At 55.1% G+C, this 18,790-nt stretch carries 12 protein-coding genes and 1 pseudogene; 7 read left to right on the top strand and 6 right to left on the bottom strand.

The window, feature by feature from the left end; translation table 11 throughout:
• Nucleotides 1–500 precede the first annotated feature (500 nt).
• Entirely contained in the window at nt 501–1,355 is an 855-nt protein-coding gene (locus LVY75_03090) for a calcium-binding protein (GenBank protein XAZ20964.1), read from the bottom strand.
• Nucleotides 1,356–2,506: 1,151 nt separating this feature from the next.
• Between LVY75_03090 and LVY75_03085 the strand changes: the two genes are divergently transcribed.
• The 3 genes from LVY75_03085 to LVY75_03075 all read left to right on the top strand — a co-directional run bounded on the left by LVY75_03085 (nt 2,507) and on the right by LVY75_03075 (nt 6,566).
• Nucleotides 2,507–3,397 (top strand): glycosyltransferase family 2 protein, encoded by an 891-nt coding sequence (locus LVY75_03085; protein ID XAZ20963.1) that lies wholly within the window; start codon nt 2,507–2,509, stop codon nt 3,395–3,397.
• A gap of 581 nt (nt 3,398–3,978) precedes the next feature.
• Nucleotides 3,979–5,244: a nucleotide sugar dehydrogenase gene (locus LVY75_03080; protein XAZ20962.1), complete on the top strand. Its 1,266-nt coding sequence runs from the start codon at nt 3,979–3,981 to the stop codon at nt 5,242–5,244.
• Between the two features lie 68 nt (nt 5,245–5,312).
• Nucleotides 5,313–6,566 (top strand): glycosyltransferase family 4 protein, encoded by a 1,254-nt coding sequence (locus LVY75_03075; GenBank protein XAZ20961.1) that lies wholly within the window; start codon nt 5,313–5,315, stop codon nt 6,564–6,566.
• Nucleotides 6,567–6,735: 169 nt separating this feature from the next.
• Here the strand turns inward: LVY75_03075 and LVY75_03070 are convergent.
• From LVY75_03070 to LVY75_03055, 4 genes and pseudogenes are all read right to left on the bottom strand, one after another.
• Nucleotides 6,736–7,993: pseudogene (locus LVY75_03070) on the bottom strand (HlyD family type I secretion periplasmic adaptor subunit).
• 49 nt (nt 7,994–8,042) lie between these two features.
• A complete protein-coding gene (locus LVY75_03065; protein XAZ21302.1) occupies nt 8,043–9,788 on the bottom strand; it encodes a type I secretion system permease/ATPase in 1,746 nt (581 codons plus the stop codon).
• A 371-nt stretch (nt 9,789–10,159) separates the two neighbouring features.
• Entirely contained in the window at nt 10,160–12,535 is a 2,376-nt protein-coding gene (locus tag LVY75_03060) for a hypothetical protein (GenBank protein XAZ20960.1), read from the bottom strand.
• A gap of 163 nt (nt 12,536–12,698) precedes the next feature.
• Nucleotides 12,699–13,514, bottom strand: a complete 816-nt coding sequence (locus LVY75_03055; GenBank protein ID XAZ20959.1) for a hypothetical protein — start codon at nt 13,512–13,514, stop codon at nt 12,699–12,701.
• A 425-nt stretch (nt 13,515–13,939) separates the two neighbouring features.
• On the opposite strand from LVY75_03055, the gene LVY75_03050 reads away from it, so the two are divergent.
• A complete protein-coding gene (locus tag LVY75_03050) occupies nt 13,940–14,434 on the top strand; it encodes an acyltransferase (protein ID XAZ20958.1) in 495 nt (164 codons plus the stop codon).
• 11 nt (nt 14,435–14,445) lie between these two features.
• On the opposite strand, the gene LVY75_03045 is transcribed toward LVY75_03050, so the two are convergent.
• A complete protein-coding gene (locus LVY75_03045) occupies nt 14,446–15,621 on the bottom strand; it encodes an alginate lyase family protein (protein ID XAZ20957.1) in 1,176 nt (391 codons plus the stop codon).
• Between the two features lie 277 nt (nt 15,622–15,898).
• On the opposite strand from LVY75_03045, the gene LVY75_03040 reads away from it, so the two are divergent.
• Genes LVY75_03040 through LVY75_03030 form a run of 3 tightly spaced genes read left to right on the top strand, consistent with a single transcriptional unit; the run spans nt 15,899 to nt 18,710 of the window.
• Nucleotides 15,899–16,648: a hypothetical protein gene (locus LVY75_03040; protein XAZ20956.1), complete on the top strand. Its 750-nt coding sequence runs from the start codon at nt 15,899–15,901 to the stop codon at nt 16,646–16,648.
• 51 nt (nt 16,649–16,699) lie between these two features.
• The gene (locus LVY75_03035; protein ID XAZ20955.1) at nt 16,700–18,139 is read left to right on the top strand and encodes a lipopolysaccharide biosynthesis protein; all 1,440 of its coding nucleotides are present in this window, start codon (nt 16,700–16,702) and stop codon (nt 18,137–18,139) included.
• 22 nt (nt 18,140–18,161) lie between these two features.
• Nucleotides 18,162–18,710: a serine acetyltransferase gene (locus LVY75_03030; protein XAZ20954.1), complete on the top strand. Its 549-nt coding sequence runs from the start codon at nt 18,162–18,164 to the stop codon at nt 18,708–18,710.
• The last annotated feature ends 80 nt before the right edge of the window (nt 18,711–18,790 follow it).

The following is an 18,790-nucleotide window of genomic DNA, read 5'->3' as shown; positions in this document are numbered from 1 at the left end:
GACGTAAGTGATATGCTCTTTGGTATCAGCAAACCGAATTGAGTATGGTCCTATGTCGAACCAGCGCATGGTTTCAGCAATACGGCCGTCTTCGGAAGAAGCGTGCTCGGCTTGCCGCATCGAAATTCAAGGACCTATATATCTTCAATCCTCGATTTTTCGCAATGCACCATCACGCGCGAATGGGCGCATGACAAGCAACCGGCTGTCCCTGGATCCAGAATTTTCAGGCATCGCGCCGGCGCATTCGCCACAATCAGCGTCCTGATTTTCCAGTAATGAATTTGGGCAGATTATCCAGGCTATTTCGTGGCTAAGCACGCGAGATGCCACCATCATCTGCCGATTGGCAGTCAAATCGTTGCCGGCGCAATGCCTGATTGCCGACAATTAAGGCGGCAGCATCCACCGATACTGCCGCCTTGGACCTTCTAATCACCAGTCCGCCAATCACGCTTTTGCACGCCAGACCGGACTGGTTACCCCATTCCGACTCTCGATTATGCGAAGAGGAAATCGGAAGCGTGGAGATCCGACAAGTTAACGTTCTGCAGCGTCACGATATGGTTCGAGTCAAGGGTGATGACCGTGTTGGCGCCATCCTGAACAGCATGCGACATGATGTCAGCAAACTTGTACTGGCTCACACCAGCTGCGCCGAACTTCAGCTTATCCTGGCCGATGGTGAAATCGGCGATATAATCCGAACCGCTTTCAAAAACGAAAGTGTCCTTGCCGGTGCCGCCAACCAGGTAATCATTGCCTGCGCCGCCGTAAAGGAAATCGTCGCCAGCGCCACCATAGACATCGTCATCGCCGTCATCGCCGAAGACAAAATCGTTACCGTCGTCGCCAAGTACCTTGTCGTTGCCGGCGCCGCCGTATACGCGGTCGTTGCCTTCGTTGCCGTGAACGATGTCGTTGCCTTCGTCGCCGTAAACGCGGTCGTCGCCAGCATCGCCAGTGATGAAATCAGCGCCGATACCGCCGCGCACGATGTCGTTGCCGGTGCCACCGCCCAGAAAATCGTCGCCTGCGCCGCCGTAGATCGCGTCGTTGCCTTCGCCACCCCAGACATGGTCGCTGCCGTCGCCGGAGGCAATGATGTCGTTGCCAGCACCACCGAAGACGAAGTCGTCGCCTTCACGCGAGTTGATTACGTCGTCGCCGGCGTCACCGTAAATTGCATCTTTTCCGCTGCCGCTGCCGATCAGATCGTTGCCGTTGCCGCCGAGTATTTTGTCGTCGCCGTTACCAGAATAGATCGTGTCATTACCGTCGCGCCCACGAATCTCATCATTTCCAGCCGTACCCTTGAGAGTGTCGTCTGAATTGGTACCCAGAACGTTAGCCATTTCGATTCTCCCTTTGAAACACAAGTAAGATATTTATAGTGAAGCGCCCTCGGCTTTCGCTCCCTTGACTATTTAATAATTAATATATTGTAAACCCTGAAGTTGCGAACAAATTTGGGCTGATAAAAATATACTTAATTTGGGATCACTCGCTTAAGGTGTACTTTCATTCAACTACGCGATACCGCAACTATTGCACGTTAAAATATTCAACTGAGGGAATTACAAGAATAGCGATATTGGAGGGTGCCAATAGGGCCAGGAACGTGCAACCAAGAGGCCGACCCGGGCTCCGGATTTTCACTGCGCAAGGCGTCCGGCACACACGTTCATTATAATATCTACCGCAGCACTCGCGACGGAGAGTTCGATCGACTTCGTCCATTCGTCTTGGGCCGTCGATATTCTAACGGGAATGGCTGACCCCCGGCTCAAAGACACGTCGGGCGCTGGGTACGATGACCAGCCGCGAGCGAAACCATCAGCTCTCGCGATGCAGCCTGCTTCCGTCGCCATCGCCGCGCTACGCAAAAGCGCCGAACTGGGAAAAGACGAGTCCCTCAACAGATACCGGGATAATCCAGCCACACCGATCTCGGTCATCGCGGCAGACGAAGCGATGCAGTTCCCGTTATCATCAACTGCCAGGCGTGGTGGGGACAGCCCGAACTTTCGGGATCATTGAGCCGCGAGCTAGCCCGATCTTAGCCCAAAGTAAGGAGCCCGCGCCGCAAGGATCCTTTCGAGACCTCAACACGAAAATGTCCATTTGCCGGCGCCCTCTGCTGAGCCCATGGCGCCAGATGCATTTTCGATTGCCTCCATCGATCGTGAGCTCCTCACCTGTGGAAACCATCCGGCGACATGCTGCTGGAGGCGCCCGCCAAGACCGGCTGCGCGCATTTATTCACTTATAAATGATATCTCGATGCGCATCGTTTGCGGCCTTAGCCATTTGTTTTTACTCCGCTAATCACGCGGATGCTCGCCTTGGGGCACCAACCGGCCTGCCATTATTTCTCGACGAAGGCCCAAGTCAGGCCGCAATGTCGCCAATTTCCCCGGAGATTTAGGCGTTGCAATCGCTTGGGAATATTAATATCCATTCTAGGCCTGAACGGGGCGTAGGGATTCATTCGCGAGGAATTCTAATGGCTTACGCTGTATCAGCAGTAATACCTGTTAAGAATCGGCCTACCGAGATCATCCGAGCCGTAAAGAGTATTTTAGCTCAAACGGTAGTTCCGGAAGAGATAGTCATCGTTGATGACGGCTCGACAGATTCTACTCCGGCGGCAATTAGCCAGCTCGCCGAAGAGCATTCAATTATTAAACCAATTTTCCTGAGCAAAAGCCGGGGCGCCTCTGGTGCCAGAAATGAAGGCTGCCGCGCGGCGGCAGGCGACATGCTTGCTCTTCTCGATTCCGACGATGAGTGGCTTCCTGAAAAAATGGAGCTGCAGCTAAAGCTCCTGACGGAAGATGAAAAATGCCCGGCCGCCGGCTGCGGTATGAAATACGACTATATAGACAGGCCCAGCGTTTCCCGCGTGCCCCCGCGGGTGATCACGCTCGAACACCTCAGCCAGGGAAATATCTTTGGCTCGGCCTCTGTGGCGCTGATCCGCAAAAGCAGCTTCGTGGATGTCGGCGGGTTTGATGAAAGCCTACCGAATTGCGAAGACTGGGATCTGTGGTTCCGTCTATCGCAGATTGCCCCACTCATGAGCACCAGTGAAATAATGGTGCGCTATAGCTATGACGGGAATGACAAGCTTTCGCGCAATATCGACAAGCTCATCCTTGGTCATAACATGATGCGCGACAAGATATTGGCGAGCGTCAGCAATCAGCGCCAGAGAAACATTATCATCGCCGCTCATGAGATGAAGATGGCTGAAATTGCCGTTCGTACGATCGGCTCCCCCACCATGGGCTTTAAACATGCGTGGAAGAGCCTGGCGGCGAATGCAGGCCCACAGAATGTCACGCGTGCTCTGAAGCTGCTGGCAGCAGGCGCTTTCTATTCAAATCGCTACTAGAGAAGTCCTGCATTCAAATGGCTTCGCTGCAAAGTGAGGTCATTTGATGCAGGCATTCTTGTGCCTGATTTGATTTTGCCCACCCTCCCACATCATGTGGGGCGCTGCGAAGACGGATCTATCCGTCCAAATTTCCGGTCGCCTTCAAGAACAGGTTTTGTCCTCCTCCGAATCGCGATTTGGTACGGCGCAGCACAAATCCACGTGCTGAGGGCGACCTTGCCAGCCTCCAAATACCCTATATATGCTGCATTGCACACTGCCCTTCGGCGGCGTTATCATTACTGCGGCAGACGGCCAAAAAACTGTCCGCCAGCATCGATGCACACAAGAGGAACAGAGGGAAAGTAAGCTGACTTTTGTAAAAAAGCGTTTAAAAACAACTCTCTGTCAGCGATGATCGGAACTTCGCTTTTGAGTTTTCGAAAAAATCCCCAGAATGGCTATTTCGAAAATGTCATATGCACTATACAAATGTGATCGAAATTGATCATCGGCAAAACGTTCATTTTTTTGCGGTTGCGTAATCGATGTAAATTTTCGGCTATCGCCGCACAATCACAAACAGCAGGAGCGTGCGAATGAAAATTGCAATCTTTGGCCTTGGCTATGTCGGCCTCACAGGTGCCGGTTGCCTGCTCAAAGAAGGTCATTCCATCGTCGGCGTGGAACCTCACGAAGACAAGGTAAAGCTCATTCTCTCCGGTCATTCGCCGATCTATGAGCCAGGCCTCGACGACCTCCTGGCATCGGGTCTGTCTGACAATCGCCTGACTGTCGTCTCCAAGGTCGGCACATTGCTTTCGGAATGCGACCTGGCCATTGTCTGCGTCGGCACGCCGAGTGCAGCCGACGGCTCGCACAACATGACGTTCATTGCCGAAGTCTCGCGTCAGATTGCTCTGGGCGTGAACGTCGGTCGTGAGAAGCCGTTGACCGTCGTTTTCCGCAGCACGATCCGCCCGGGTTCGATCGACGGATTGATTGCACCGATCTTCAAGGCCCATCTTGGCAAGGATTTCGGGAAGTCGGTTGAAATCGTCTACAACCCTGAATTTCTCCGCGAGTCCGTCGCCATCAAGGATTACTTCAATCCGCCGAAGATCGTCGTTGGCACTCAGAACGGCCAGCCCTCCGAGCGCATGACTGAACTTTACAAGAATATCAGTGCGCCGATGTTTGTCACCGGCTACCGCGAAGCCGAGTTCACCAAATTCGTCGACAACACCTGGCACGCGGTCAAGGTCGCGTTCGCCAACGAAATCGGCCGCGTCTGCGTGCAACTCGATATCGACCCTCAGACGGTACACAAGATCTTCGTCTCCGATACCAAGCTGAATATCTCGCCCTATTACATGCGTCCCGGCGGCCCCTTCGGCGGCTCCTGCCTCCCGAAGGATGTCAGGGCACTGGCCCACATCTCCGAGGAAGTCGGCGCTTTCAACCATCTGGTCGATTCACTGCTGCGTTCCAACGAGGCGCATAAGCGCTTCATCTTCGACTACGTTACGCGCGATGTCGCGCCGAAGGCAAACATCCTCATGCTTGGGCTCGCGTTCAAGGCAGAAAGCGATGACCTGCGTGAAAGCCCCCAGCTTAACCTGGCACATAAGCTGATCACCTCAGGCTACAAGCTCAGCATCTACGATCCCGCCGTCAAGCCGACACAGTTGCTCGGTCAGAACATGGGCTACGCCTTCTCGCATCTTCCATCCATCTCGGAAATCATGGTGTCGAAGGAAGAAGCCGAAAGCACCGAATACGATCTGGTGATCGATACAAACGGAAGTTTGGCAAAGATAGATGTGAAGGCTGCTAAAACAGTTGACACAAATACGCTGCACTAAGAAGCAAAGACACGCCGTCGGCCTCTCCGGAGGCCGATTCTTTGAGAATTACCGAGAGTAGGCAATCGATGGCAATTCAAGAAACAATCGATATGGCCCCGGATGATGCGACAGATCTCAGTGCCTTGCCCTTGAAGGGGCGAAAAGTGCTGATCGTCGTCGAGAACCTGCCGGTTCCCTTCGACCGTCGCGTCTGGCAGGAAGCCCGGACCTTGACCGCAGCAGGTGCGCAAGTTTGCGTCATCTGCCCGACTGGAAAGGGCTTCACCGAACGCTACGAATACATCGAGGGGATCCATGTTTACCGGCATCCCCTGCCGCTCGATGCGAGCGGGGCGTTAGGCTACCTGCTCGAATACGGCGTCGCGCTTTTTTGGGAAACCGTCCTTGCCTGGAAGATTTTCTTCCGTCACGGCTTCGACACAGTTCACGGCTGCAACCCGCCTGATCTGATCTTCCTGGTCGCGTGGCAGTTCCGGCTCTTCGGTGTTCCGTACATCTTCGACCATCACGACATCAATCCAGAGCTCTACGAAGCCAAGTATGAAAAGCGCGGCTTTTTCTGGAGATTGATGTGCTGCTTCGAGTGGATCACCTTCAAGAGCGCTCGCGTCGTCATCTCTACAAATGAGAGCTATCGCGAAATTGCCCAAGTGCGCGGCGGCAAGAAAGCCGACGATATCTACGTTGTCAGAAGCGGACCGGACCTCTCGCGTTTCGTAGCAGTACAGCCCAACGAAGCACTCAAGAAGGGCCGAAAGTACCTCGTTGGGTATGTAGGCGTGATGGGCGCTCAGGAAGGTGTCGATATCCTTCTCGATGCCGTGGCCTATATCAAGAACCAGATGGGTCGCGATGACATTCAATTCGTTCTGGTCGGGGGCGGCCCAAGTGCCAAGGGCCTTGCTGCCGATGCGGAAAGAATGGGCCTTTCGGAGTGCGTGACCTTCACAGGACGCGTCTCGGACCATGATCTTCTCGAGGTGCTGTCGACGTCTGACGTCTGCGTCAATCCTGACCGCGTCAACCCGATGAACGACAAGTCGACGATGAACAAGATCATCGAATACATGGCACTCGGCAAGCCGATCGTTCAGTTTGATGTCACCGAAGGCAGGCGCAGTGCCGAGGAAGCCTCGCTTTACGCGAAGGCTAACGATGCGAAGGATTTCGCCGAGAAAATCGTAGCCCTCCTCGAAAACCCGGAAGAGCGTGCGCGGATGGGCGCCATCGGCCGGAAGCGTGTCGCAAGCAGCCTTGCATGGCCGTATCAGATCCCCAATCTGATCGCTGCCTACAAGAAGGTGAAGCGACAGGGCTGATCTCCGGAGACAGGCAGACAATAAATAAAGCCGCATGAGGTGCTCTCATGCGGCTTTATTTTATTGTTCATTCGCTGAGTTGGAAATCCAGAAGCTGTCGCGCGTCAACCGTTGTCGCTCTGCCCGATTGGCAATTATATTTCTGTCCCCAGCGCAGCCCGGCCGGCGGCTATTCCTCGCGGAAGGTGTGCTTCATCTGGTCGGTTAGCGGCTTGGTCAGATAGGATATGACGGAGCGATCGGCAACCTTGATAAAGATTTCAGCCGGCATGCCGGGGTAGAGCTTCATGCCCTGCAGCTTTGCGAGACTTTCGGGTTCCGGTCTTATACGCACCGGATAATATTTTGCACCTGTGCGCTCTTCGGTGATGGCATCTGGAGATACAGACAGGACCTTGCCCTGAACTTCAGGCGTCGATCGTTGATCGAATGCGGTAAATCGAATGTCGACATCCTGATCGACATGCACCTGATCGATGTTGCGCGTTGCAATCTTTGCCTCGACCGTGAGTGCACGATTGTCCGGCGCCAGCAGCATGAGCGTTTCGCCTGGCGTGACGACGCCGCCAAGCGTATGGACGGAAAGCTGGTAAATTCGGCCGCTCAGCGGCGCCTTCAAATCCAGCCGCTGAAGCTGATCGAGAGCAGCGATGCGGCGCTCCTCCATCTCGGCAATATTGCCCTCGACATCCGTGAGGTCCTTGGAATTTTCAGCACTTTGATCCGCATCAAGCTGAAGAACTTGCAGTTTGATCTCGGCAATCTTGCCCTCTGCCTGAGCACGGTATGCAACCCGGCTACCGCGGCTGCCATCAAGGTCGGCCTTCTGGCGTTTCAAACTGTTTATCTTTTGCATGGTCACGAGCTTCTTCTCATAAAGCTCTTCCGTTGCAGCAAGCTCTTCGTTGACAAGTGTGGTGGCGTCGTCGATCGCCTGCAGCTGTATGGTGTCGCCTTTGATTTCCTCGTCAAGCTGGGCCATCTTCTCTTCAAGCTGCTTTTTGCGTCCGACCATCGAAGATTGGCGCGTCTTGAAAAGCTGCATTTCGCCGTCAATCAGCAGCTTGTTTGCCTCGAGATCGACGCCCTTTGCCTCCAGTTCGTCCATTGAAAAAACTGGGCTGCCCCAGCCGCTCCGCCTCAAGACGACTTCTCCGGACATAAAGCTGAGCAAGATTACTGTTGATGATCCCGAGATTGGCTTTGACAGAAGTCCCGTCGAGCTTCAGCAAGACCTCGCCCGCGTTCACATGGCTGCCTTCGCTGACCGAGATTTCGGAAACGATACCACCAACGAGGTGCTGTATCTTCTTCACGTTATCATCGATTACAACCGTCGCCTCGCCGACGACAGCATTTGAAAGCGTCGTTGTCGCTGCCCACCCCCCGATGTTGCCGACGAGCAGGATTGCCATGGCGACGACCATCACCGAATGGCGCCGCAGCGATCGCTGAGATTCAGATACCGTCACGATGTCACTGCTCCTGGGAATCGCCAACAATTTTCAAGGTCGATCGTTCTGCAGGAATCGGCTTGATTTCCCGCCGCAGAACCTTGGCAAGCACTTCATCCTTGGGCCCGAATGCCGCAAGTTTACCATCCTTCATCATCAGAACGTAGTCACAACCGGCAAGCGCGTTGGGCCGATGTGCGATGATGACGACGATGCCGCCGCGCCGGCGCACGGCGAGAATAGCTTCTGCGAGTGCGGCTTCTCCCTCAGCATCCAGATTGGAATTCGGCTCGTCCAGCACAACAAGGAAAGGATCCTTGTAAAGCGCGCGCGCCAGTGCGACGCGTTGCCGTTGGCCGGCAGACAGCATCGAGCCACTTGGACCAATTTGGGTTTCATATCCGTTCGGCAACCGCAGGATCATCTCGTGCACGCCGGCGATCTCGGCAGCAGCTATAACCGCTTCGGCCTCCGAATTTTGCTGAAACCGGGAGATATTCTCGGCGACGGTACCCGAGAAGAGTTCGATATCCTGTGGAAGGTAGCCGATATGCGCGCCGAGGGCAGTGTCATCCCATTGATCGAGCGCAGCACCGTCAAGCCGAACTGAACCGCGATAGGCAGGCCAGATTCCCGTAATCGCGCGGGCGAGCGACGATTTACCGGACGCACTGGGGCCGATCACCCCGACTGCGCTACCCGCATCGAGCGAAAAGCTGATCCCCATGATGGTGAAGTCCTGCCTGCCGGGAGGGCCGCTCACGAGCTGCTCTACAGTCAGTTGGCGATAAGGTGCGCGTAGCCTGAGCGGCGTCGTATTCTCCGGCAATTCGCGGAAGGTTGTCTTTAGCCGCTTCCATGACTGCTGGGCCGAAACAAATCCCCGCCAGTTGGCAATCGCCTGTTCGACAGGCGCAAGCGATCGTGACGTGAGGATCGACGACGCGATAATGATCCCCCCCGTTGCTTGATTCTCGATGACCAGAACGGCGCCAGTTGCGAGCACGCCAGACTGCAAGACTGCCCGGAAGATCTTGGAGATGGTGGAATAGACATTGCTGGTATCGGACCCTGAACGCGACATCATCCGATAGGCTTTATTCTGATCGAGCCACCTGTCTGCCAGATCGTCTCTCATTCCCATGGCCTGGACGACTTCGGCATTTCTCTGGGCGGCCTGGAGATAGGCATTGCGCCGATTGCCGAGTTCGGTCGCCTGTTTTGTGGACACCTGCGCCGCTCTATGGGTGAGGACTGTCAGCGCGACCAAAACCAATGCGCCTCCGATGGCAATGACGCCGATGATCGGATGAAACATAAAGCATATCGCGATGTAGATGGGCATCCAGGGCAGGTCGAGAAATGCCGCCGGACCGGAGCTCGAAAGGAAGCTGCGGATCTGATCGAAATCACGAAGGGTTTGCAGTCCGTCGCCGTCAACCCTTGTTTTGACCGATCCGATCATGACCGAGTTGAAAATACGTCCGCTCAGCACCTCATCGAAGACTCCGGAAATGCGCACGAGCATACGACCGCGCAGGACTTCGAAAACACCTTGGAAAACGTAGAGAAGAAGCGCCAGCAGTGACAAAGCGATGAGCGAGGGAATGCTGCGACTGGGAATGACGCGATCATAAACCTGCAGCATGAAAAACGAGCCGGTCAGGTATAGAATATTGACCAGGGCGCTTGCCAGTGCGACCACCACGAACGCGCTCTTGCAGCGCGAGAAAGCCTCGGCACCGGTGGTCTTGTTCTGCGGCAGCACAAAGCCAGCTATCAATTTATTCAAATCTTCCACACCTTCTGAACAGCGCCCGAAGGTAATACTCCTCCAGCGATCTTCTCTGTAACATCACAGAAACGTCTTAAAAGATATGCGACACTGTGACAGCAAGGTCGCGCCTCCGATCCCGAACCTAAAATAAAATAAATTTTGGGTAAAATAGAATCTCTCAACAAAATTAACGTCAACATGCCTTTCAAGAGACGTAACAAACACAGCAGGAAAGCCAAAAGATAAAAGAACTTAGCACTTGTTGATCTATCTACGCCAAATCAGCCCTAAATTGGACGAAACCTCGCTGATGAGCGAACATCCAGGCGGGACTAGAGATCGATTGCCCCGCCTATCCGAGGTCAGTAGGTCAATATCACGTCGTCATAACCGAAGAACGCCTTGTTCGCGCCGATAAAAGCGATGTCCTGCGCCGCCTTCCCGCCAGATCCGTCCGCATCGTAGGAGACTACGCCGCTTGCCGAATTGTAGATCACTTGCGGTCCGCTGCTCGTCGTAAATGCTCCGACCTTGGTCAGGATCGTGAATGCCGCCTCATCAAGAATATGATCGCCGTTTGAATCGAGCCCGGCAAATACCGACTCCGATAGCATGAGCTTATCGTCGTCACTGAAGTCCCAGATCGTATCCTTGTTTGCCGCCCCCATCTCGGCAAAGTAGAACGTGTCTGCTCCACCACCTCCATAAAGAGAATCGACGCCGCCGGCGCCAGCGATCGTATTGCTCTGGGCATTGCCGCTAATCATGTTGGCGAGAGCGTTGCCGATACCGTTGATTTCGGCGGTCCCGGTAAGCCGCAAATTCTCGACGAATGACTCGCCGCGGAGATCGACGCCGACGGAAGACCATATCGTATCCTTGCCGCCGTCGGCCAATTCGCCGGTGACGTGATCGCGGGCATCGTTGAAGACGTAACTGTCATCACCGGCGGAACCGTAATAGAGATCGGCGCCTTTGCCGGCGACGAAACTATCGGCCTTGTCCGTGCCTGTATGAGGCGTAGGGGGCGTCGAAGGAGACGTAGGCGTGTCGACTGCCCATTGCGTGGTCGCAGAGAGCGATGTCTGGAGATTGTGCGTATCGAAGTCCGCGGTAAGCGTATTTTGCAACAAAGCGAGCGTCGACCAGCCCTGACCGTCATTGGCCTGAACCAGAGTTGACGTTCCACTCTGGATGACCCGGATATGGCCATCTGCGATCAGGTCACCGCTTCCCCATCCCAAACGCGCGGCAAGAACCGATACATCGATAACGTCGCCATTCGCGCCCATTTGAAAATCCGTGATGACATCTCCGCCTTCGCCCAGCGCATGATAGGCGAAGCGGTCGTGTCCGGTCCCACCGGTCAGCAAATCGGCTTTGTCACCGCCCCAGATATAGTCGTTACCGTCGCCGCCCGAGAGGTTGTCAGCGCCCAGACCGCCAAGAAGCTTGTCGGCGGCAGCCGTGCCGACAAGGGTGTCATTTCCGGGTACGACGCCGGTGAGCAGCACCGTATTGAGGAATTTGACCATCGACTCAGGGATGTTGTATCCCTGAAGAAGGCTCTCGAAGACGCTGTTTTTGACGATATTCGCCTCCGGCGAATTCGATATGATGAAGGCGTAGTTCTGTATTTCACGCAGGATTAGGTTGTCGACAAGCGAATTGCGGGCGTCGCCATCGCCATATTCATAGAACTGTATACCGTAGGCGTCGCCGACACTGCCGCTGTTCGTGAAGGAATTTCCAATCCCTCGGAAATCGCCGAACATGCGCGAATAGAACGAGAGATCATCCGTATAGACTCCGTTCCGGCTCTCCGAATGAAAGTCGTATGCCGAGTTCGATGCGTCGTAGACGACCGAATTCTTGGCAAGGAAATTGATTTCGGCGCCATAGGCCGATGCACTTGCGGCATTTGCTATCGTTCCGATGCCTTGAACCGCGATGGCCTGGCCGACGTGTTCGGCGAAGAGGCCGTCGATCAGCGTGTTCAGCGAAGCACCGGTGTGAATGGCTGCATACAGATTGGCGCCGATGATATCGGTCAGGTGGGCATTGACGTTGTTGACGATGTTGATGCCACCAGAACCGTCCTTTATCGTGACGTTGTCGACGACCGCATCGACCAGATTGCGCAGGTTGAGCAGATCGCCGCCGGTCGTGCTGTATTCGCCGCTCACGCCATCGATCGTGCCGTTCTTGATCGTAAACTGGCCTTCGGCATAGACGGTCGCACGGACATTGGTCGCGTAAAGATTCTGCTCGACGAGTGAGCCTTCAAGAACGACTGTGTTGCCATTGATGGCGATGACTTTGGCCGCCTGCCCAAGCTTCGTCGTCTGGCCCGCATCACCGGGGTCGATATGGTCTCCTGGCAGACTGTCATCTGCAGTCACTTTTATCCAACTGCCGACCTGTATGTTCTGCGGCAGTGTTGCATAGGTGATGGTTGCATTGTTCGATGCGTCGGATCCGAGCGTGACGCTCTGTAGGGGCGATTCCGCTCCCCCAACACCGAGAACTCTCTCGGTAGCCGTGACTTGATGCAGGGTGCCGCCGTTGAGATCTATGGTGACATCGCCTGATCCGATTGCGACATAGATCGCCTTGCTGACCGTGATATCGGCATCCTTTGCCAGCACAACCGTGCCGCCGCCATTGGCAACGGTCGCAAGCGCTTTGCGCAATTCGGTCTCGCCGGCTGTGGTATCGAGGTAGATCGTGCTGGGCATCAAAATCTCCAGAAGCATCAGTGCTGTAGGAGCTATTTTGAGGGCCACGGGTTTAAGATTGGCACCAAACAACAATTAAAGCTTTAATCAACTATCGGTTTTTTTTGAATAATTTTGAGCATATCGCAATTGCGGGGCGAAAACTTCCCGCGTAGCGCGCATCTCACTCCGTCGTGATTGCGACATCAGAAAGAAGCGAAATGTATCCCGATTGCGCTCTTTCATCGGTCCGCTTGAGGGACAGGACGGACAGCGGCGCTCTGAAAAAGACATGATCGTTACTGATGCCGAGAGGGCCGAAAGCGACTGGCCAGGTGGCCGGCTCCGGATAGGCATTGCGCAACCTGTTGTTGCCAAGGAACCAGCGCATGTCCGGCACGATGACGGGCGCACTGAAATCTCCGGCCAGCAAGACAGGCTCGCGAGTGCCCCGGAGCACACGGGTGATAGTGAAGAGTTCGAAGCTATGGAACGTATCGAACCACATCTTGGAAAGACGAGTGGCGAAAACGCGGACGCGCGTTCCATCAATGGAAATGGAAGCGGCAGCCAACTCACTTCCAATAGGGCTCAACTCCTGGAAACGAGGATCCGCAAGAGGCCGGCGCGAGAGAAGCATGACGGTGCAGCGTGCATTGACCGGATCCTCGCAGCCGATGCGAAATGGATAGGATTGGCGGGCGAGATCATGCCGGCTGGCAAGAGAACTGGCACTTGTCACAATAAGAATGTCGGCGTTGGCCCCTTCAATCGTCTGCTGCAAGGCCGCGTCGTCCACCTTTTCGTCAACAATCTTGATCGACAGCAAGCGTAAGGCTGGCACCGCACCCGGTACAGGCGGCTGAGCAAATTCCCTGAGCATCAGGATCGGGTGGGCAATCAACACGACGCAAGCCGCTCCGAGCAGCAGGCTATACCAACGCCGGACGGAGAGAGCGGACAGAAGGATGATGGCAAGGCACGCAAAGCCGATCTGCATCTGCAGTGCACCGACAATCGCCAAGGGCCATATATAGGAGACGTATTGGAGCGAAACGACGAGGAGGAGGACGGAAACGACGATGCAGACAACACGAAAAACACTATGTCTCATTCATATCGGTTCCTGCGATGCGAAAATGCATTGGCGTTAAAGGGCGGAAGTAAAGCCTATTCGGATCTCTTGTGGCATAATTGAGCGGCCAGACCCGTCAGGACGGTGGCTGGATACCCTGCCCGCCCTGATGGCATCGCGACGCTAACAGAAATTCGCGGAGACGCCAGGCAAATGACAACGGACAATCCAAAGCTTTTTGTGGCACTGCACACAAAGCAGCTTCCACCGGCTTGTTGTCCATGCTTTATATGCCCGGCGTTCGGCACCGACAGAACTGAGATGTTCGCGCAACAAGGAGATGGTGTTTAATGGCACGCAGCTTGAACAAATTCCTCTGGCTGAGATCGCTTTTGGTAAAGGCTAAGTACCATTACTATACACGGTTCTGGGGGATGAATATCCATCCGACGGCGACCTTTTCACTGAGCGTTCGCCTGGACAAGACCTATCCCAAGGGCATTCATGTCGGCGAGAAGTCGTATGTCGCGTTCGACGTGGCCATTCTCACGCACGACAGAACGCGTGGGCTTTATCGCAACACGAAGATCGGCAAGCACTGCTTTATCGGCGCCAGAAGCATAATCCTTCCGGGCGTCGAGATCGGGGACGAGTGCGTCATCGGCTCGGGAAGCGTCGTGACCAAGAACATACCGTCGCGCTGCATCGCCGCCGGCAATCCGGCAACGATCATTCGTGAAAACATCGAGGTCGGCCCTTACGGACGTTTTCTGTTCGCCGACATCCCTGAAGCCGAACGTGCTGCCGATCAGAGAAAGAGCGGCACGAATGTCCGAAAGGCATAGGTGTTAGCCAGCTAGTCGCTGTCCCCGGTTTCGAAGAGACGGGTCGCAGGTAAGGCGACGAAGGTATTGGTCATCGGCCGCAGGGGCCGCGCTATCTCATCCAGCTTTTCGGAGAGCTCGGGATCGCGGCTCCTGAAATGGGGCAACAGGACATCGATCCAGGTGACCATGCCGGGCTCGACCTCCTGAGGGTAGCCTATCCGTGCCTCCAATTGGTCGGGATGGAGATACATCGTTGCGGCAAAGCTGGCGATTGCCCGCAGCCTCTTTTCCTGGTCGGGCGTAAGCGTGACGTTGTTGACATCGGCAAGCCGCACCAGGATCGCGATCGCATCCATGGCGAAATTCTGATATTTCAGCGAGCGCCCGCCGCGGGAGAGTTCGCGCGGCAATCCGCCGTCATAGGGTGCTTCATCCAGCGCCGACTTCAAAATATCCATCGACCAGTCGAACCGCTTGCGATCCTGCAGGTGAACAGCCATCAGGCCAACCGCAGCCGCAGCCCAGTATCGGTGGTTGCTATTGCCATCGAGCCAAACATATTTGGGCTCGCGCGGCGCCGGCGTGAATTCTGCAACGAGCATATCCGAAAGCTTGACAAACCACGCCCTGATAGGCGCGTCGGCAGAGGCGGCGGGTGGTGCGATTTCCTTTGCCACCGCGTAGGCGTTCGAAAACGAAATCGTTGTCCAGCCCCCGGCGAGAACAGCCTGACGATGCCCGAGCGGATCATTGTCCTCGACACCGCCCAGAAGCGCATTGGCATCCGCCCAGACGCGGGTCTGTCGAACGATACAGTTGGCGGCGTTTCTTCGCTGCTTTGGCACGTCGAGTGCTGCCTGCATCATGTCCAGCATGCTCTTGGTCACGGCGCCCGTCGGCCACAGGCGCTTTGCGAAGGCTTTCATCGCGACCGGATCGACCTCCGACTGCGTGTAGCTTGGCTTATAAAAGCTGAACAGCTTGCTCATGTCGATCAATGGCGCGACCGGTACCGGGCATATGAAAGGACGCGGTTTCTTGCCCGCACCGGCATCCTGAACCTTGGCAGGTGGCAGATCGAAAAGATAGTGAAGCGGCTCTTCAGCGGCGGCCGGAACGGTGAATAAGAGGAAGGCAAAAATCAGCCACATTACGACGCGATTGAAAGGCTCTTTCTTCCGCCGGGGCTTTGAAGCCATAGGCATCTATCTCTCCAGTTCCGGTGATTGGCTGTGCTGTTCGTGGCAGATAACCATAAGGCGATGTTTGCGGCAAAGTTAACCCTCACCGCCCATTTTCTCCTTTTCAACCCAGACCGCAATGTCTATGTTGCACCGCAAGATCAGGGCCGCAGACCGTGCCGCTTGCTGAAGATTAAACAGCTCTACTGACATATTCTCGAACAATAGAGTAGTCATGCCGAAAATCACACTTTTCTCGACAAGCAATCTAAAGCAGGGTCGCTCGGAGCATCTCCAGAGAATGATCGATTCGATCGCGAGCGCGAAAGCCGCCGATCCTTCGATCGATGTCCACCTTTATCTTCTTCTGCAGAATGTTCCTGACGACGCCGCCGATCCCGCCTTTCCTGACTGGATCAGCACACGACGCATCAATCATCAGATTTCGCTCTCGGCGGCTCGCAATCTCCTGCTTCAGGAAGTGGTCAAGGCCGGCGTCGTCACCGCCGACAGCATCTATGCTTTCCCCGATGACGATTGTTGGTACCCGGAAAAAATTCTAACTTTGGTTGCTAATCTATTTTCAGCGAAGCCAGAGATTGATTTTTGGTTCTGCCGCTATAGCTCAACACCCGAGATTCGAAGTGTTCTGGCAACGGAAGCCCCGGCATTGCAGAAAGTGATATCGAGAGCATCGTCGAACACATTCTTCTTCCGCGGAAGGCTTCTGCCGAACTTGGCGGCATTCGACGAAACATTGGGAGTCGGTGCCCGTCTCAACGGCGGCGAGGATACCGACTACGCGATACGGGCTTTTTATCTCGCCCGTGGCACACTTTTCACAGATGCCGCGCTCGTCGGCCATCGGGATCACGATCCAAGCCTCAAGCCGAAATATTTCCCGGGGACGCTCTACGCCATCGCCGCTCACAAGAGCCGCAGCCTTCCCGGAATAGTCGCCTTCATACGCAAACTTCTTGTCGGCGCAACCTTGGTCATGAGCGGAAAGCTGCCGCTTTCGCGCTATATTGCTGCGGTGCGGAATGCATAACCGCGGTAAGAAGCCCTTCACGTCTTCGCTCAATGCCAAAACGAGGCGCGCATGAATCGTAGTTCCGTACTCTGGTCAGCTGTTCGCAACTGGGGACCGCGCTTTGGCACCATCCTCACCTTTTTCGTGCTGGCCCGGATTCTCGATAAAACCGAGATCGGGATGTTTGCGGCAGCCTATGCGCTGGTGTCGCTGACGGAGCTGTTTGCCGATAACGGTTTCGGCGACGCAATCGTCCGTACGCAGGACATCACGCGCGGCATGACGACGAGCATCCTGATCCTGAACTTCGGCCTCGCCGTCCTTATCTATGCGCTCCTGACGCTTTTCTCCCCCGAAATCGGTGGCCTGCTGGGCGTGACGGGCATAGAGCCTGTTCTGCAACTCGTCGGTCTCTCGCTCGTCCTCAACAGCTTTGGGTATGTTCCGCAGGCCCTGCTCCGCAAGGAGTTTCAGTTCAAGCGCCTCGCCTTCCGCTCATTGGCATCAACCGTATTCGGCGCGCTGACCGGACTGGCCATGGCTTTTCTGGGCTTCGGCGTCTACAGCATGGTCGGTCAGTTGCTGGCGACCACTGTCATCAACGTCGCCTTTCTCTGGTACCCACCTGTGTTGCGGCCTGCCGCCCCGCAGATCGCCGGAATGAAGCACGTTCTCCATTACGCTCTAGGCATCTTCGGGTCTCGCGTACTCAACTACGCCTCCCTTCGAATGATCGAGATCGTTATTCCGATCTTTTTCGGGCCGGCCGCTCTCGCGCTCTATATCATGGGATCGCGCGTTCCGGCGGTAGTCGCACAAATGCTGACCGCCGTAATGGTCGACGTCAATCTTCCGCACTTTTCCCGTCTGGTTGACCGCCCACCACTCCTCAGGGAGGCGTTCTATACGAGCCTGCGCTCACTTTCGATGATCTCCGCGCCGGCCTTCATCTCGATTGCCGCGCTTTCGCCGGAGATCGCCCGCATCTGCTTCGGAAGCAACGGCATAGATTCCGATTACATCATGTTCTTGGCGGCAATTCTCGGAGCGGCCCAATCGATCGGCTACTGCAATGAAGTCATGCTGAATGCATGGGGCTTGCCGCGTGTCGTTTTCCGGATGCAATGCTGCGCCGCACTGCTCGTTGCCGTGATCCTGACTGTTCTTCAACATAGCAGCGTATTTACACTTGTAACGGCATATGTTTGCTGCCATATAACTGTTATTGTTGGAGGTATACTTTACGGATCGCACAAAACTGAAGTTTCTGTAAAAACAATTATCAGCAAGTGTGGGGCTTTCTTCTTGTCGGCCCTCGCAGCCTTGGCCGCGGTTCATTTGACAAGGTCATATGCCATCTCACCCGATTACCCCATATTACTGAAGGCGATGATGCTCGGAATGCTGTTCGTCGCGACTTATGTCGTCGGCATCGGGCTGCTCGACCGGGATGCCCTGCGTGGATGGTGGAACAGAGCGCGAATGATAAGAGCCTGGAAAAAGGCGTAGTTTTCCAAGGAAGCGAGTCGTCATGTTTAGAGAAATAGCTGGAGACTTTCGAAGTCATAAGAGAGCCCTGATCTCACAAGGCTTCTGGGCGCTTGCCTTTCACAGATACGGAAGCGCTGTACGTTCGATCAAGTTCGCGCCTATCCGTCTGCCGCTGAAAGTCATTCATGTCTTTCTTATCAAATTTTCCGAGATCTTTTTCGGGATATATATCGGAGCAAACGCGAAGATCGGCGAGCGATGCGTCATTGAGCATTTCGGATCGATTATCGTGCATTCCGAGGTGCGGATCGGCAATGATGTTCGTCTGCGTCAAGGCGTGACGATCGGCAACAAATCAGCCGACAAGCCGAACGACGTGCCGATCCTGCATAATGGAGTAGACGTGGGCGCGGGTGCGAAAATCCTCGGCGCCGTTGTCATCGGCGAACGCGCAGTGATCGGAGCGAATGCCGTCGTCGTCAAGGATGTGCCGGCAGGAGCTATTGCGGTCGGTGTGCCGGCGAAGATCCGATACAAAGAAACGCCAAGCCCAGCCATCGTCCAGCCGAGATCAAATAACAATCGCTGACCGATATTGCCTGCCAACCGAAAATCGATTGGCGAGCAATGGAATTACGCCAGTCCATTCCAATATCTTAGGAATAATTC

The organism is Sinorhizobium sp. B11 (assembly GCA_039725955.1).
GTDB lineage: Bacteria > Pseudomonadota > Alphaproteobacteria > Rhizobiales > Rhizobiaceae > Rhizobium.
This window is presented reverse-complemented; position numbering and strand designations above follow the sequence as displayed.

What these genes read in the sequence shown, in the direction of transcription:
- LVY75_03090 (XAZ20964.1), bottom strand. Translation starts at nt 1,355, where the DNA reads ATGGCTAACGTTCTGGGTACCAATTCAGACGACACTCTCAAGGGTACG.
- LVY75_03085 (XAZ20963.1), top strand. Translation starts at nt 2,507, where the DNA reads ATGGCTTACGCTGTATCAGCAGTAATACCTGTTAAGAATCGGCCTACC.
- LVY75_03080 (XAZ20962.1), top strand. Translation starts at nt 3,979, where the DNA reads ATGAAAATTGCAATCTTTGGCCTTGGCTATGTCGGCCTCACAGGTGCC.
- LVY75_03075 (XAZ20961.1), top strand. Translation starts at nt 5,313, where the DNA reads ATGGCAATTCAAGAAACAATCGATATGGCCCCGGATGATGCGACAGAT.
- LVY75_03060 (XAZ20960.1), bottom strand. Translation starts at nt 12,535, where the DNA reads ATGCCCAGCACGATCTACCTCGATACCACAGCCGGCGAGACCGAATTG.
- LVY75_03055 (XAZ20959.1), bottom strand. Translation starts at nt 13,514, where the DNA reads ATGCAGATCGGCTTTGCGTGCCTTGCCATCATCCTTCTGTCCGCTCTC.
- LVY75_03050 (XAZ20958.1), top strand. Translation starts at nt 13,940, where the DNA reads ATGGCACGCAGCTTGAACAAATTCCTCTGGCTGAGATCGCTTTTGGTA.
- LVY75_03045 (XAZ20957.1), bottom strand. Translation starts at nt 15,621, where the DNA reads ATGCCTATGGCTTCAAAGCCCCGGCGGAAGAAAGAGCCTTTCAATCGC.
- LVY75_03040 (XAZ20956.1), top strand. Translation starts at nt 15,899, where the DNA reads ATGATCGATTCGATCGCGAGCGCGAAAGCCGCCGATCCTTCGATCGAT.
- LVY75_03035 (XAZ20955.1), top strand. Translation starts at nt 16,700, where the DNA reads ATGAATCGTAGTTCCGTACTCTGGTCAGCTGTTCGCAACTGGGGACCG.
- LVY75_03030 (XAZ20954.1), top strand. Translation starts at nt 18,162, where the DNA reads ATGTTTAGAGAAATAGCTGGAGACTTTCGAAGTCATAAGAGAGCCCTG.